Annotated in this window: 7 protein-coding genes and 1 other RNA gene; all 8 read right to left on the reverse strand. The window is 41.0% G+C overall.

Annotated elements, in window-relative coordinates:
* Positions 1-319: 319 nt before the first annotated feature.
* The 8 genes from RDO88_RS09645 to ssrA all read right to left on the reverse strand — a co-directional run bounded on the left by RDO88_RS09645 (position 320) and on the right by ssrA (position 17,965).
* Positions 320-3,229: a glycoside hydrolase family 38 C-terminal domain-containing protein gene (locus tag RDO88_RS09645; RefSeq protein WP_307759166.1), complete on the reverse strand. Its 2,910-nt coding sequence runs from the start codon at positions 3,227-3,229 to the stop codon at positions 320-322.
* A 59-nt stretch (positions 3,230-3,288) separates the two neighbouring features.
* Positions 3,289-5,841, reverse strand: a complete 2,553-nt coding sequence (gene galB / locus RDO88_RS09650) for a beta-galactosidase GalB (protein WP_307759167.1) — start codon at positions 5,839-5,841, stop codon at positions 3,289-3,291.
* Positions 5,842-5,871: 30 nt separating this feature from the next.
* On the reverse strand, positions 5,872-8,133 hold the full coding sequence (locus tag RDO88_RS09655) for a hypothetical protein (protein ID WP_307759168.1): 2,262 nt from the start codon (positions 8,131-8,133) through the stop codon (positions 5,872-5,874).
* A gap of 138 nt (positions 8,134-8,271) precedes the next feature.
* Positions 8,272-10,356 carry a hypothetical protein gene (locus RDO88_RS09660; RefSeq protein ID WP_307759169.1) on the reverse strand — a complete coding sequence of 695 codons (2,085 nt, stop codon included), beginning with the start codon at positions 10,354-10,356 and terminating at the stop codon, positions 8,272-8,274.
* A 159-nt stretch (positions 10,357-10,515) separates the two neighbouring features.
* On the reverse strand, positions 10,516-12,444 hold the full coding sequence (locus RDO88_RS09665; RefSeq protein ID WP_307759170.1) for a glycoside hydrolase family 97 catalytic domain-containing protein: 1,929 nt from the start codon (positions 12,442-12,444) through the stop codon (positions 10,516-10,518).
* Positions 12,445-12,448: 4 nt separating this feature from the next.
* Positions 12,449-14,710 carry a hypothetical protein gene (locus RDO88_RS09670; protein ID WP_307759171.1) on the reverse strand — a complete coding sequence of 754 codons (2,262 nt, stop codon included), beginning with the start codon at positions 14,708-14,710 and terminating at the stop codon, positions 12,449-12,451.
* Positions 14,711-14,861: 151 nt separating this feature from the next.
* Positions 14,862-17,321, reverse strand: coding sequence for a PQQ-binding-like beta-propeller repeat protein (locus RDO88_RS09675; RefSeq protein ID WP_307759172.1), 2,460 nt, complete (start codon positions 17,319-17,321; stop codon positions 14,862-14,864).
* Between the two features lie 246 nt (positions 17,322-17,567).
* Positions 17,568-17,965, reverse strand: a transfer-messenger RNA (tmRNA) gene (ssrA, locus tag RDO88_RS09680).
* Positions 17,966-18,296: the final 331 nt, after the last annotated feature.

Genomic DNA, 18,296 nt, shown 5'->3' on the forward strand with positions numbered 1-18,296 from the left:
TAGAAACATCTTGATTGGCCCTAACATATCCTGTCAACAGGAAACAGCAACAAAATAGATATAGAAGTTCCTTCAAATCCTCACTCAATAAATGGTTAAGAATATATTTTATAATATGATCAATCATTTTATTATTTCTCCAACTCTAGTACTCAATTCTTCAAAAAAAGGCTCTCAAAATAAAAGATGTGACATCTTCCTCTGCCTTAATACGTGACGGACCTAATATCCGACAATGTTTCCCAACCTACAAGCATTCTCACCCAAACAAACAATCTCACCCCCTAACCTAATGTATATTGAATTTTTATACTATATTTCAAAATTCAAGCTTTAAAGTTGCCTGCCCATATGGTTTAATAACAACTGTTTCTTTCACCTCGTCTTCTGGTATCTCCTCCAACCTACATACACTGACCCGTAACGGTTGTCTGAATGGATATGTCAATGTTACAAGTTCTTCTTTATCAGACAAAGAACGAAGACGCACAATCAACTCATTATCATGGCTTGTTGACTTCAAAATAGTCGCATAAACCAACTTGTTATCAATAGCCAAAATAGGAGTCAAATGTGGATTCTTATCAGCCGCTACATGTACTAAAGGCTGAGCCTGATCCAATCCAAAACGATTGGAACTAACCATATCAAATTTTCCGTGCGGATACAAACGGTAACGGAAAGTAACCGGTCCTTCTTGAGTTGTCGGAAAATTAGTATGCCAGTGATTATTCATTACCCATGAATAAATAGTGGAACTGGGAGACAATTTTGTCTGCCATGGTCCTTGTCCTCCCCAGCCCAATGCAATATTGGCCCAGCGATTCCCATATTCAAACAAAGGTGCATCCAACGAACACCAAGTCATTCCATGAGTTTCATTTGATACATCCAGCCACCGCTGAAGTGTCATCCAGTTCCGGTTTCCCTGTTTCCATTGATCCTTTTCCACCTCCATTATACCCCAAGGAATATCCACTCTTGTGATAGATTGAGGTACATTGAATCCAAATCCAAAATGAATGCCGTCTTTCTCCTCCAAAGGTAATTTATCCACAACATTTGAAATTTCAACCCAGGGCAATCCCGACACCAAACGAACAGAGCGAGAAACACTGCGACACCCTTTAGCTCTCGAGTCTATTTTCAATTCAACGATAAAAGGCCCATTTTCCACAACCGATACAGCAGTTATAGTATCAGCATGTGGCATATCTTTATTGGCCGGAAGCCAAGAAAATGAATTTGCCCCTCCATCTACCGAAGAATCAATATAATTATATTCATCTCCTTTCTTTCGTATTGAAACAATATTGCCACTTTTTTTATCGATATGAACAGTCAAGAATTCATTCTCTAATGTTGTTCCATGAATCGTACATGAGCCCGCTGAAACCTTTTCACCCTCGATTACTCTGTAATGGGCAGCCCCTAATGCCGGTACATTCTTGGCTAAAAATGCCAATTCACCTGTTGATAAACGTTGGGACATCACCGCATTTCCGTGCTCATCAATCACTCTGTTCCCTTTACTACTTTCTTTTGCAGACAGAATCACAACTCCATTCTGATTCCAGGTATGCGTATTAAACACGGCTATTCCTCCATTAGAAGGTCCTTCTTTAGGCCCTAAACCTCCATCAGACTTATCAGTTGCAGGTGCCAACGCCTCATCCAACACCATGATGGAACGGTCTTCTGCCTCCTGAAAATAAGATTGCTTGACCTTCCAAATAGCTTCCTGGAAAAACGGTTCCGAAGGATTTTCAAAACACCAGGTATGTTCCGACCCTAAAATAATATATCTCCAAGCCTCATCCATTTCTTTACGCGGAGCAGCATGGCCGTCAGCCAGCATTGTCCATAACGTCTCAGCCTGTGAAATTCTTTCCTTCGCATTCCGGTTCATGGCAGTCAATCGGGCAGCCGTCCCCAATCCGTCTGTCCAATATTCAGTATAATCACCAGATATTACCGGCAAATCTTTTCCATATTTTTTCTCAATCATGGACATTATCTCGTGTCCTCCACAAATTCTTATTTGTGGATATGCATACGTTTTATTCCATTCCTGCACAGCATAAGGTACATCTGCATCCAAAGGGCAATTATCCCACAATGACCATGACAAAACAGTAAAGTCATACGGATAATCTTTTTTTTCCAATTGTATCAACTTATCTGTAAAATCAACATCAGCACTTCCCATCTGTATTCTGAGTGGAACTTTGGTCCGATCGCGCTGTCCGAACCATGGACGACCGGTTATTTCTCCTTTTCCCATACTTCCACTATTACCATATTTACCCGGCTGCAAAAACAGGACCTTTGATTCTCCATCCGGACCTACCCACCAAAAAGGTTTCCCATCCAAATCGGCATGAGCATTTCCTCCCCGATCCGTATTCGGCCAAGAAATAACATATTTGATTCCTTCCTGTACCATAACGGGAATCAATCCCCATGTAATCCCCGGAATATCAAACTGCTGAAAAACATCCATCGGTTGTCCGCTTATCCGTTGCATCTCCCTGGAAAACTTAAAGACATGAAAAAGCTCTTCATCCAGACAAATGCTCGTATTTAGATTCAGATAACTCGCATCCAAAGCAATCCGTCCATCTTTCATGGCAGCAACCAATTCATTCCGAAGCCCCGGTTGATCACGCCACAAACGCTCGACAGGCCATGAAACTTCCGGATTCCATACAAAACGGGCACCATCTACATGCTCTCGCGTTTCGGCTCCCAATTTCATTCCTTCCAATACATTATTTTTATGCAAAGCCTCTACATTCCGATGCGTATTCGTGTACCCCACATCTACATGTGCATGATTATATAAATAGACCGTCCAATACCTCATCGGAGGAACTTCCAATTTCCTTTTATATTTCCGATCTGAACAATGGATTGTCAAGGTTACCGAAGAACTTTCCTTTATCGGTACTGTTACTGGGAGCAGGACTTCCAATCTTGTTGAATCAGTAGCATTCACCTCATACCAGTTCTTTTCAGTTCTCTTATTAAAAGGCGTCACATCTATCCGCAACTTGCCTCTCAACTCGTTCCCCTTCAAAAACACCGAAACAACACGTCCCGGCAAACTATCTGCCCGATACTTATATACAGGTTCAACTTCGCATCGTATGGCCGTAGGAAGAATATCTGCAAACAAAGACATTGCACCTCCAAACAACGCTACTAACATCATATTCATTCTTTTCATTCTATTCCAATTTTTACATAATAAAACGACATCAAAATCTATCCATAACAAAACATTATTCAATCAGTCAGCAAATGTTTTCTTTTCTCTTTCTTATTCCGAATCTGAAAACTAACTTCTTGTTTGTCCAATCCATCAGCTTCGACACATAAACGCAATGTTCCTTTACTTCCTCTTCGAGCTTTTACTATCGCCAAATATAAACCATTAAAAGCGGGACGGGTCGGTTCTCGGAAAGGAATCAGGCAGGTTGGGTCTCCATTATCCGTCGCAACAATCATACCCGGACCAGACAAAGAACTTGTAATCAGAGGTTCAGCGGTAGGGACTTCATATCCCTCAGCGTCCAAAAGTGAAACCCGCACAAAAATCAAGTCTTCGCCATCTGCCTGCAACGCCATTTTATCTGGAACCAACTTTAATTTTACAGGCTTACCGGTAGTACACAGGTCTTTCTCAGCCCATTTCCGACCATTCTTATATGCTATCGCTTTCAATTCACCAGGAACATAGCAAATACTGTCCCAACGAAACCGATACTCATATGGCTGTTTACATTTCTTTCCTAAAGACTTTCCATTCAAGAACAACTCCACTTCATCACCGGACGAGTACACAAAGACAGGAATATTTTCCCCTATTTTATCTTTAAAATTCCAATGAGGAAGAATATGTACCATCGGAAAATCCGGTCTCCAACGTGACTGATAAAGATAATAACGGTCTTTAGGGAAACCTGCTAAATCGACTATTCCAAAATAACTGCTACGTGAAGTAGGACGATTCTGTTCTATCTTTTTAAGTTCTTCTTCCTGTTTTTTCAATTCTTCTTTACTGACAGCTGCCGCATGATTCAACAACACCGTCCTGTCGCTGTTAAAAGGAGTCGGCTCTCCCAAATAATCAAAACCAGTCCATACAAATTCTCCACAAATAGCCGGATAACGATCGAGTGACGCAAATTCCTGGTCAGGCAATCCCCCCCATCCAGGTTCATTCAAATCATACGAAGAAACATGAAACTTACGAGGGATATATTCACCGCGGGAACTCATTGTCGAACTGCTTTCACTTGAAAATCCGGACAGATGTTCATGCCCTTCCTTATTCAGAAACTTACCATAAAAATCAGCTCCACCATACACTCCGGCCGCATAATTCATTCCATGTACATCCACCTGTAATTCTGTACCGTTCATGGCCGACTTACTGGGATAAGAAGCGCCGAATGTCACCGGGCGGGTCTTGTCATACCGATGTACCACTTCCGTCAGATAACGTGCAATTCCCAATCCCGGATGATATTGCTCCTCAACTTCATTGCCTGTACTCCATAAAATTACAGAAGGATGATTTCTATCTCTACACACCAGTGCTTCCAAATCCTTCACATGCCATTCATCAAATAAGGTGCTATAGTCTCCCGGCAATTTTCCTTTCCTCCAGCAATCAAAAGCCTCATCCATTATTAGAAAGCCCATTTTATCAGCCAATTCCAGTAATTCGGGAGCAGGAGTATTATGTGATGTCCGAAGAGCATTACATCCAAAGCTTTTTAAAGTTTTCAGTTGACGTTCCAAAGCCACGATGTTGATTGCAGTACCCAATGCTCCCAGGTCATGATGATTACAAGTACCTTGAATTTGTACACGTTTTCCATTCAACAAGAAACCGTTATCATGTGTAAACTCTATAGTACGGATGCCAAATGGGACTTCGTAGGCATCTACCTGTTTCTTACCATCAAAAACTTTCACCCTTGCCATGTAACGATTGGTTGTTTCCAAACTCCAACGCTTGGGTGAAAGAATTTTCAGAGAAATTGTATCTTCTATCAATTTATTTGCAGGCAAGCATAACTGTGCAGAATTACAGGCAGCCACTTCACGACCAACGCAATCTTTTGCATCCAATTCATGGATTGTTACTGAATAATTAACTTCAACAGATTCGGGCAAATGGTTCTGTACCTTGACATAAATCACCGTTTCCGCTTCTCTATCTGAAACAGAAGGAGTTGTGACAAAAACGCCCCAATGTGCCACATGTATCTGCGAAGTCTTTACCAAACGGACATGTCTATAAATACCAGCACCAGGATACCAGCGAGAACCAAGATCTTCGGTATTCAAACGCACGGCCACAACGTTCTCACTGTCAAAAGACAATTGAGAAGTCAAATCCACGCGAAAAGAAGTATACCCATAAGGATGACCTCCCACTTTCTTCCCATTCAACCACACTTCCGCGTGAGCCATTGCACCATCAAAATCCAAATAAAACCGCTTTCCTCTATCGCTTTTATCTACTTTAAAATACTTCCGATACCAACCTATACCACGCCAAGGCAGTTTACCGGTAAATCCTTCCAAATCGGCTCGAAAAGGTCCTTCAACTCCCCAATCATGTGGTAAATCCAGCCGCCGCCAATTCGAATCATCAAATGATACGTCCTGTACAGCGACCGGCTCTTCTACTCTGGAACCATCAGTTTGCAATCCATATCGTTCAAAGAGCCAGTCATAATCAAAGTTTTCTATTACCCTCACATTTCCAGCCGTAAAATGGACAGAAAACATAACAAACAACAACCCTATTATATGTCTCTTCATCCTTATTGTTTTTAGATAGAATCTTTGTTATTATTGCTTGGGATACAAATCGAACGAACGTTCTTTCTGCCCATTTTCCATTTGATACAACGTCCATCCATTTTTCCCGACCTTCTTTTCCAGTCTCCAACTCAAAGACGGATTTTGAAGTAATCTCTTAATTGAAGTCGGAAAAGCATCGGCACGCCGAGCTTCTTCCCAAGTATAAATAGCATTGAATATAGCATATTTATCGGGGCAAGTCTCTACATCCTTAGGATTCAGATTCAGTGAATAAGTTGCATTGTAACCGACAGCTGTTGCTTCGATGTGTTCAAACTGTTCGAGTGTAGTAGTGGCTGAAACAGAGAAATTATGCCCAAAAGAAGATGGAAAGAAATTGGCAAACGTTACATCACGCAAGTCTTTTCCCTGACTGGTTGTACTCCCCCAAACACGTTTATTCACATCATACATATTCAATCCACCACCTACATTCCAGATGCTCTGATAATGCCAGGAACCTTCCGAAAGTGTAGCTCCGGTAAAACGGATATCAGGTATTCCCAAATCTTTTGCACGGGCAAACATATGACGAAAGAAACGTTTTACAGAATACGAACCGAATCCTGTATGAAAGAAAAATTCCTGTCCGTCGAAGTCATAATATCCCAAACCACTGTTTGCAGCCACTTCTGCATAATGTTCAGCTATCTTGTCCTGCAATTCCAAATTTGGAACCAAACCTTGGTAAGCACCACCTACGGTCACTTGTAACTTGTCTACTGCAACGCCTTTTTTGTGCGACGAAGGAACCGTATTCCAATAACCGCGTATTACATGCAGTAACCGATATGGCTTCTCAGCCGAAACACCCATATAATGAATCAATTCTTTCCCGATTTTCACCATATTCAATTCCCGACTATGTCCTTCCCAGCAAGCAACCTCATTCAAGTAAGTCGGATCATCAATATAAATCAAAGTGTCCGACTCAGACAAATCCTCCGTCAAATAACGACGATGCAAAATACAAATACTGTCAGATGGTATCGGACTGCAATCTTTTGTTCCTGGGGCCAACGAATTGGAAATACAGGTTCTTCCTAAAATCAACCCATCCTTTGCCAACAGTTCAGCATATGCACGGTGCGACAAATTTCCGTTAGAGAAATGAAAAGGCTTCCTTTCCTCATTCAGCCCATCAATAAAACCACCATTTCCTCTATTCGCATGCAAAAAGGGCTGATTATAGGAATGTATTACCCGTATTCCCATCTGTTTCGCATACGATGCTACACTATCATACGGACTCCCTGTGATAAACAGATCCGGCATGAAAGAAGTCGGATCTTTTACCCATTTACCATTGAAGGTAGGATAAGGCAACCCTTCATCGAGTACGATTGTCTGTATCACATCCATCAGCGCAAGACTATCCGGACTTCCCCAAAGAGCAATGGACGATCCGATATAATCCACATCTGGCACAGCCTGGCGCTGCATGTGGTTCGGTTCATTATTCTGTTGGATAGGTACACCTTCAGGAGAATAGATCAAGTCACTCTTTCGTCTGTCACGCGAATGGTAACGGATATTGATCCGTCCGTTACAGTCTACCCCTGCCGTACTTCCATATAACATCCGGTAGTATGGTTCTTTTCGGTTATAAAATGCAACGTCATTGATTCCATCTCCACCTAAAGTAAACTGCTGTCCCTCGTGCAAAGTGACCGGAAGCGGATACTTCACCGGATCTGGAGAATGAGCTATATATCCTCCTGCACCGGTTTCCGAAGTAAAGCGTGATTCTCCACCAATCGTATTGTCATCCAATGCCAGAGCACCGATGGCATAGCCTACCGCTGCTGTTGTATCACGAGCAACACCAATTATTTCTCCCAACAGATTGTTGATATTGGTATAATAATTACCCCATTGTACACCGTCTATTCCCTCTCGGTTTTCAAGTTCCTCCAAAGTCAACTTTAAATAACGGCTTTTTTCTTCCAACCTTACTGTAGCTATAGAACCGTTCCCATATTCCAAACGATACTTATTGTGACTAAAATGGGCTTTCTCCGGATAATAATACCGTTTCAGCTGACTATTATAAAGAATCAACAATGGTGATGGCTGGTCTACCGGACTAAAGTTACGGTTTTCTTTCGTCCGATCCCACATACCGACAACATATCCTTTGGAGTTGACATCTATCCGAAAGTAATCCGTATCAAAAGAACGTATTCCATCAGAGCTACAACTTCCTAACATGCATGCAAATAAAGCATACGCCAATACATTTTTTTTCATGATATTCCTTTTTCTTCAATACTTCAGTCTTTTTCACTAAAATATTAGAACATAACTATGTTAATTCTCTATCTTCAAATCAGTACATCAACACCGATTTATGTTTTGATTAAACTTTACATTTCATATATATGCAGATTAGTAAACAATCGGCAATGGAGGAGCGTCAACGGCATCAAGAGAAGAAGGACCATCAACCGGTATTCCGCCCAATTTCTCCCTATATATCTTCAACCCTCGTATCGGGGCGTTCCACACACTGACAAGAGTTCCTTCACAGCCTCTGTCCAACAACATTTCGGCATGTTTTTTCATATATTGGTCAAAAATCAAAAGAGCCTTGTCACATACACTTCTAACAAAAGCCTTTGACTCGTCTGACTGACAATTATCCTTGCCCATCACTTTCTGTATATTCACCGCCTCATCGAAAGCATCAAGATATAACACAGAACACAATACACGGTTACAAATAAAAGACAAATAATCATAAGCAGCCGACTCCTTATCAGCCTTCCGTACAATATCAGCCAAAATGTTTCCCGCCTCAAAATACAGATTTCTTGCATATTCTATGTTATCTTTCTGCATCCACGTATACGATCCACCGTTACGCCATGCCCCCATCCAACAAAAACCGATATTACCAAGATTTTTTGTCGCAAAAGTATCAACTTGATTTAAGAGTTGCATAGCCTTACTATATTCTGACTTGGAAGGAACAGCCAAACGTGCCGAATACGAATCATAAAAAGAGGAGGAAGAAAGACGAGCGTCGATGGTAGCTTCCGCAACAAAACGAGCAGATGTTCTGCTCTCAGCTGTACGCCAATGATTAAAGAGAATTGAGCCAGCCTTTTTTCCATCAAAACCAGTAAGCCATCTCATTATTTTCTCATTTCCGGAAATCGAATTCTGATAAAGATACATTAAGCCGTCAAACTCTATCCATGAATAAATCTCTGTCATCTCCAAATCTTTTCCTGTTCTCACGATAGATGGAAGTGCCTTGAAAGTTCCTTCACTTCCATGAGAAGCCATCAGACAGATATGGGTTTCGGGCAAAGCAAGGCGGGCCAAACGATATGCACCTTCTGCATAAGGTGTTATGGAACAATAAATACCCAATTTCAATTCCGGATATAATTCTTTTTCCGCCTGCATTCTCTTTATAGCATGCGAAATGATTCCAATTTGTGTATAAAGGTCATTAAGATCCGACTGGCTCTCCCTTATCGGTGCAACGACAATGGAATCTGAAGTAATACCGGCATCAAAATACTTGTTCAAAGTAGTTATCGTTTCTTTACGCGTACACCTTCTGCCCCATCCGCCTGTTTCCTCCGTTATCATTTCAAGAGCATCGATTTCCGGATAAGTATTAAGGATATCATGGGCGGTAGATACAATCTGATCTACCGTCGCAATTCTTGGTTCAAAAGAATATTGCACATAAAGACCCATACTTTTGGCATAAGCAATCAGCCGTTTCATCCACGATACAGCAAACCGGCTATTAGCTTTCGGATTATGCCTCAACTTTTCAGCCTCAGGTATACAAAACAATGAATCATTAGAGGATATTTTTTTCTGAAGGAATACATTATCATACATATAATGTTTATTCCCATAAAAATAGTTACCGGCCAATACAAGGCTATCATCTACCAGAGTTTCATACCATTGCCCCGGATAACTATGCACAACCAGTTTATTGAACCTGAGCCTTACCAGCTGGTTGATATATTCTTCAGCGTCTTCTATATTATAAGAAGAAATATCCATCGGGAAATTCACATGTTGTCTGACACCACGCCAACGGATAAAGGGCCTCACCAGCGTATCGACAGGCTCCGATAGCGATTTGTCAAATGATGAAGGAGTAGATATACCGGTAATGTCAAATGTATAACCCAATTTTTCAAGATAAGTATATATAGCATGAGCTATACCAATTTCATCACCAGCACGAAATATGACGTTACCCGATTCATTCACTTTATAACCGAATTCACCATTAACCAAAGTACTGTCAAGCAAAAGTTGAAACGCCCCTACGTTAACAGAGGAAGACTTTGACAGACATGATTTAAGATCATTCACTGCCAGTTTAACAACCGGCGATTTCTCCGAAACTGTTCCATAATCAATAAGAAATCCAATGTGCGAACATCCACACAAGACCATAAAGGTCACCAATAAATAATAAAGAGCTTTAATCATACTAATTAACATGAATTCAATAGATGACTTAAATTCGATACATAATCCGTTATTAACAAGCCTCACATCAATGATGGAGACTCTTGTTTGAAGGGCAATAAGCCATAACCATTACTCCATTATTTTCTACTAAATTACATCAATAATAAAGAAATGTTCCTATTCATTCTTACGAATTTTCAGACAAGTTCCACCACCAGCAGCCAATCTGACAGAAATTTCATCACCGGACTTCACCTTCAGGACTTTTACTTGATACGACTCTCTGTTCGTCAAATAATGTGCATCATCCCCATCTTGTATCAACGTTGCCTGGTAAATGCCCTTCGGTAAGAAAGAGGTAGGAATGGACAAGGTTCGCTCTTCCTCATTCGTCACTGCGGCTACCAAATAATCATCAGCCGTTTCACGCATCATCACAATATACTCGCCTATTTCTCCCAACAAGGTCCTGCTTTCCTTCCAAGGCATCTTTTCTGAAGCTATAAATTCCAACAATTCAGGATATCTCTGATACATTTCCGGAATATCAGGTAGTATGGTTACCCCAGAAAAAGTTATCAAAGTCCGTGCTGCTTCCGATACAACAGTAGAAGGGACCGGCTGATTTTCATCTACACGAGTAGTGGGTCCCTGTCTTAAATCAAACATTCCGTTATTCATATCAATCGGACCAGCCAACATGTTTACAAAAACGGTTGTAACAAATGTTTTTGGTTCAAATACCCGATGAGCATCCAATTGGGCATGGCAGAATTCCCGTGTCACCGCATTCGGCCAAGTACGCATTTGTCCACAAGGATGAACTGGACCGTCATGAAAATCTACCAGCAGCTTATTCTCAGCACACAATTGCGTAATCTTCCGTGTCCAATGATTCTTTTCTTCAGGAGTACCATTCATAAAACCATACTTGATACCGGAAGCTCCCCACTCGCTATACTGCTTCAAAGTCTTTTCTATAGGATATTTCCTACCACCGACATCATTCAAATACAACCAAATTCCTATACCTTTTTCTTTAGCATAAGCCAATAATCTCTGTACATCTTTGGCCTTCTCTCCAGTAACAGGATCAGAATCCGCCTCAAATTCAGGACCATACCAATTGGCATCCAAAACCAAATAACTGAATCCCTGTTCTGCCGCAAAATCGACCATCCGAGTCCAAGACGGATAAGACATCGTATATCTAAAACCACCATCCGTAATAGCTCCATTGATACGCCAGTCCCATACAGCCAAACCTGGCTTGACCCATGAAAAGTCGCCGTTCGGATCGGGATTCAACAATTCAATCAGATGAGAATCAACCAAGTTCCCCGGCTTCGTTCCGTAAAGCAATACACGCCAGGCCGAAGTATAGCCAGCCTTCAATTCTGACGGTTTGGACGAAACTTCAAACAAGCTATCTCCTTTAAGCGAAGTCAAGACTAAAGGTTCTCCTTCTGTCAGATTAGCCTCGTGAACTGCCATAAACTGATTTTCTCCTGCCTGCACTGTCATAACAGGGAAACGGATTCCAGCCACTTCCGACAACTTATCAGGTCCTAAATTATGATGTTCACCGTTATAGAACCATGATGTATAATCACCGGCAAAGCGATATTGGGTCAATTCCTGTTTTACTCCGACTGCTGCCCTCTCTGTTTCAGGAACTACGTAACGGAAAGCCCAACCATCATTATACACACGAAAAACAATTTCAAACGAATTCAACCCTTGCTGTCCTTCCGGAGCAACGAACGCCAAGGTCAATTCATTATACTGGTCTTTTACCTGCTCTCGCTTTCCCCACACAGGTTTCCATATTCCATCGTGACTTCGTTCGGAAGAAGAAACCGACCAATCTGAGGACGGAATTAGATTTTCCGGTGCAGTGACATAGCCCAAACGGGAATCTTCAATCAGTCTTTCCCCATTTCCGATAAACGAATATTCCCATAAACCCATTGAATCCTTTTGAATAGACAAAACCAACTTGCCATCCGGAGAAATCAAGCGATAATACTCATCGGACTTTTGCGAACACGAAGTTATACAGAATAACCCCAACAAAACTACTGCTAAAAACGTATGTGTCTTCATGATTTTATAACTTTACTACTCTTGAACTATTTCCCTTTACATTCACCATTTTTACTTTGGATGCATCTTTCAAAGAATATAATCTCCGACGAGCCTCCCCTGAAGTTTCCACATAGAGTTTAACGTCTGCATCGTATCGGGTAGGATTCGAAATTTGCAATTCCACATTTTTATTATCCCGCCTCAACAATTTTACATCCAAATGATCAAATACCTCCACTAAGCCCTTATCTTTCTGCACATAAATACTCGGAAGCTGTGTCACGGTAAGCATAGTGGCTACCTCTACCCATGCACAAGAAGCAAACAAATTTCCACCAACGCTCCCTTTTCCTTCCCAATCAGACAGGTTCACCCGTTCACAAGCACCTCCTGGTTCCATCTTTCCAACCCTACGGTCGGGATGGCTGATATATTGAGGAATCCCATGTGAAATGTCCCTCAACAACTCTACCGCATATTTATCCCCTGTAGCCCGATAATATTTCAGCAACGATTCTCCAGACCATGTACAAATGGCTGGAGCCCCATGTTTATTAGCGACACTTGCCCAAACCGCTCCCGTCGAATGGACATTTATTTGATTCATGACAGAATGTTCTGGAAACTTAAAATCGTATGAAACGACCCAACTGGCACATATCGGTAACAAATCTTTGGCATATCTCAACCATTTTTTCTTTCTTGTTACCTCATACAAAGTGACATACGACTCGAACAAGGCAAATGCAGATTCGCTATCAGGGGTTGAAAGGATTTCGCCCGGTCCTCCTGTAGTATATCCTTTTAAAACAAACTCTTTATAAAATTTATCACCCAATCCTTCTGCCGCACGCAGATAGTTACTTTTGCCGAAAGTCTGCGAAGCCAACGCTAAACCCGCAGGAACAATGGCTCCAGCCGTTGAACCACCAATGCAAATATCCCCCGTTTCCACATTTACAAACTGCCCAACCTGTCCATAGCTGTTCCACAAATTATAGAACACATCAGCTTGTCTTTTCAAGCTATTCCACCAAGCTACCGGAATTTCTTTCCCCAGATTTCTTAATTGGGAAAACTGTTTCTGTGCCATATAAAGAAAATCCCCCTGTGAACGGACAAAAGTTTCATTGTTTTCAAGAGCCTTTCCAAAGCCAAACCCCTTGAACTCTTTTCCATTCCCATAAGCATAATACAAGCCGGACGGCGCTTGGGTCTTAGTAAAAATCATATCCAAATTCTTGATGGCCCGATTTACTCCGACTTCATCCCCTTGCAATAACAGAGGTAATGTTGCCTGTCCACCACCAACCCAGCCCAATTGCCAAATCTGATTCCAACCAGCATTCGATCCAGGCTTCGTCAAACAATACATACCAATACTTTCATCCCACCTATCTTGCTGAAACAACCGATTCATGACGCGCCAGACTTCACTGAAAGGCATAACGGCATAATCCGAATCAGCAGGATTGAAGTCTTTGCGGTTATGCAAAAAACAAGTATACATATCTTGTAAGGAACGAGCAACTCGACTATACACCCTGAACTTCAGTTCCACTACATCGCCTTTAACTAAATTGGCAGCCCGATCTTCCGATACAGCAAAACCTGAACCTGTGGCACGTTTCTCTCGAACCGCCGGAGACATAATAGCAAAATCAGCCTTTTGTTTTACTTTGTTTTCCTCAATGAAAAGCCCAAAATTTCCCCACTTGTTCCCTTGCAGACATTGTACCATCCAACTTCTTGCTTTTGCCGGCGAATAAAAAGCCATCAACGGCGTTGCTGCATTTCCTGTCGTCAATTCTATTTTCCCACAATTTTCATATTTCTCCAAACTGGGCACCAAAGTAGTAGTTGTAGGCATGTCTATCCGCCATTCTTCCCGATTATACCAATAAGGCGGATAAGCCATTACTTTTTTATCAAAACGGTTTCCAGCGTATACAATAGAAGGAACAAAAACAAAATTGTCCGCAGACCAGTCCTCAAAATCAAAACTCACCCCCATTGCAACCTGAGAAGCACGCTGACTTAACAACGTATACTTGATTGTATAATCAACAATTCCCTGACGTTTGTCCACAACCATGCTATCAATCTCTACCTGCCACGTTTGAGACCGATTATCCTTTACGGTACCACTATTCCACGAAAAAGTCTGAGAATCTTCTACCTTATTCCCCGAATAGTAATTTAGAACAAGCCGTTTATCTTGCGCATGAACATGCAGACCGAAAAGTGCAAGCAGAAAAAAAGAAAATACCTGATTTCTCAACATAACACACAACGTTTATTGAAAGGTTCTCCTAACGAAAAAAGATGTCTGCAATCTTGCCATTCTGAACAAAACGAAGAATTACAATTGATAAATCTTCCTTCAATTCTGAATGGCAAGATCTCCTAATAATATTCTGAATTCGGAAATGATGTTATTTCCGCTTCATACAAAAGGCATAAACATTTCCTCCAAAATCAGAAACGAACAATGTGTTTCCGGAAAAAGAAACCGAACTGAATACCGGAGCGCCCAAATTATACTTGGCAGTGATACTTCCCTTATTTTTATCTATGGCATAAAGATAACCGTCTGAAGCCCCGACAAAGATAGTATTTCCGACTATAACAGGGCTTGTTTCTATTGTCTGAGAATCAGGACGCGTATAAGATGATGTATAAACCAAAGCTTTCCCGATCGAGCAATGCCATTTTTCTTCCAGCGTATTCCTGTCAAGAGCTACCAAACCAGCCGTCGATGTACCAAAAATTATTTCATTTTCTGTAATGACAGGGGTAGAAGTTCCATCCACACCGTAAGATAAATCTTTCCGCACAATGATATCACCTGTTTTTGCATCCATTATGAAGAATGCTTTCTCTGATGCCAAATAAAGAAGTCCGTTTATTATCGCCGGAGATGAAGCTCTGAATCTAAGTCCGTCCTGTGATTTACTCCATAACATCTTCCCAGTCTTAACTTCATTTCCATACAATGCTCCCCATTGGGTAGAACCTATGATTACTTCATCGGACACAGACAATGTGGCTGTTGATCCCTGGTTCTGTCCCCAGTCGCGGTTTTGCCACAAAATTTCACCAGTAGAGGCATCTATGGCTTGCAGGTATTTGCCGGTACCGGCATAAAGGATTCCATCTTTGGTAGCCAGTCCTTCTATCAATGAAGGCAAAACTCCCATGCCGATATCCTTCTTCCAGCATAAAGAACCGTTATTACAGTCAATTGCGTAGATATTTCCATAGATATCTTGTGCAAAAATTCTTTCTTTGTCTATTGCTATCGTATTTTTTATAGAACCTTCAACACCATACTTCCAAACGATCTTTCCTGTTGTTGCATCCAAAGCATATATGGCAGCACGACCGCGGTTGTCATCATCCACTGACGCCGTATAGACTTTCCCGTTATATACAACAGGGGAAGTCATGAAAATGTTACCTCCTACATTTGTACTCCATGCAAGACAGAGCAACGAATCGAACGAAGAAGAAATGATTCCACCTGTATGCTCAGAATTGGCCAAAAGATTGGTCCAGTTCTCTCCCAATTCCACCCATGACTTCTCCGGGCAATATTCGAACTTGCTTTCCTCCACGCTTTTTTCACCATTCGAGAACTCAGCAGAAACAAGCAGTTTGAGTTCCTTATTATAATATTTACTATCAAGTGTCAGTTCAGTACCCCAAGTCCAATCAGTCTTGGGAGTAAGTTTCTTGTCTTTTATTATCACCTTCTCGCCATACATGCAAGTATATGTTACCTGTTTTGTGGAAGCATTTGAAGAGTAGGCATTTACACTTATTGCATTGGATGTAGTTTTCCCGAATGGAGAAGAAATGCAAAGCTGATTATCAATATACGGATAACGTACTTCAGAAATAAAATCGCCATTTCTATCCACATTCATTACTCTATAGGAAGATGTAGAATGGTCGATTCCTCCCTTATCTACCGTACTGGAACATACTGTATATACATCTCCCTGTTTCTTTATATGGTTTATATGCCAGTGTCCGTAAACCCATGCTTTCAGGTTATGTTCATTCAAGTTGACCGATTCGGACTTTCCTCCGTATATAAACTTATCTCCTTCTGTAAGGATATCATGATTAAACACATAAACAGGGGTTCCCGGTTTTACATACTTCAAATCATTCTTCATCCATCTGCAAACATCATCTCTCGTATAGCCCGGCCAATAGTCTCCTCCCGCCATCGGTGTGACAATGTAATGAACATTGTCTACATCAAAAGAGTAATATACGGGACCATAGATACTTTCGAACAGTTCCTCTCCATATTTGCCTTTTACCAAATCGTGATTTCCTATACAATAATATACCGGTACATCCATGTTTCTGGTATTCACCAGCTTTATATGGGACTTCAGGCCTTTCTCATAACAGATGTCACCTGTGTGTACGATGAACGCCACTTTTTCGTTCGTCGAATACCGATGCAGATTCTCAGCCCATTCTTCATTACCCTGTACCTGAGAAATTTCAGTATCGGTTATTTGAATGAATTTATGAGCACCTCGCTTGTCTATACCAACCGTATACGGAACAATTCCAAAATCGTAGTTTTCTATCGACTTATCAATTTTACGATAATGATCGTATACAGCTTTATACCCGGAAGGTACTGTTATAAACACAAATTTTTCCTTTTCGTGTCCCGGCAAGACAAACTGTCCTTTTCCGTCCGTCTGAACGACGTTTAATCCGTCTGAAACTTTAATTCCCTTCAGAAGTTTTTCGCCGGAGTCGTAAATGCCATTATTATTTTCGTCAACGAAGACCTTACCGGAATATTGTGCATATCCCGACAATGCAAACACAGAAATGATAAATGTTGAGATTAACTTTTTCATGATATTAACATTGTAAAAATAGATTCTATCTATAATAAATGCAAGTAAAATCTAGTTTGTGGTTATTTAGCCGCAAATATACGAAAAATCAAACAAAACTATATTACTCAATATTATTTTATAGCATCAAGAACAACCACAGAATCTTTAATTCAGAACATTTAATACCGAAAGATTAAAAAGGATGCAGTACATATTATATAAAACGAGAAAAGCCGCTGAATATCAGCGGCTTCTAACTCATATCCGTGGAGCTGGAGGGAATCGAACCCTCGTCCAAACGAGGAAATCATAAGCTTTCTACATGCTTATCTCTGCCTTCAGTTTTCGAGCGCAGGCAAGACCAGAGCCACCAACCTGCACCTTATCTCCTAAAACTTCGCAAAGGCCGCGGAGAAAGACCTGAGCTATTCCCGATTTTGCTGTGCCACTTTACCAAACGCTTCGGAACAAGAGCTTTTGAGTGACATCTCGTTTCCACCACTGTGGTGGAAATAAAGCTAATCTACTGTACTTCGATTAAGCAGCGAGAGCATAATTTTCGTTGCCAGATAATTGTTTGATAACTGAGATTAAAGTGGAAATTACCGACCCACTGCATGCTTACCTACCATTTCTGCCCGCTGTCAAATCCAGTCAACCCCGGTTAGTAATAATAAGTTCTTCTACAAACACACCGCTCATTTTCATCAGCGGAATGATGCAAAGATACAAATTCTTTTGTTTCCAACAATAATATATTTGCAAATATTAATTGATGCCATCTATCCAAGGATATAAACAAGTTCATCGGATATTGAGAAATTTCCACACAAAAAATATGATTCCAAACATTACCCGGAAAAAATCTACATAAACAGGTTTCAACCCCAAGGCCCCTATGTTTGAAACATAAGGGCCGAATGTTTCAAACATACCCCCCGAATGTTTCAAACCTACTTAAAGCAGGGCTATAAGACGGTTCATAAAAGATAT

The organism is uncultured Mediterranea sp. (genome assembly GCF_902493215.1).
In the GTDB taxonomy this organism is placed as follows: domain Bacteria; phylum Bacteroidota; class Bacteroidia; order Bacteroidales; family Bacteroidaceae; genus Bacteroides.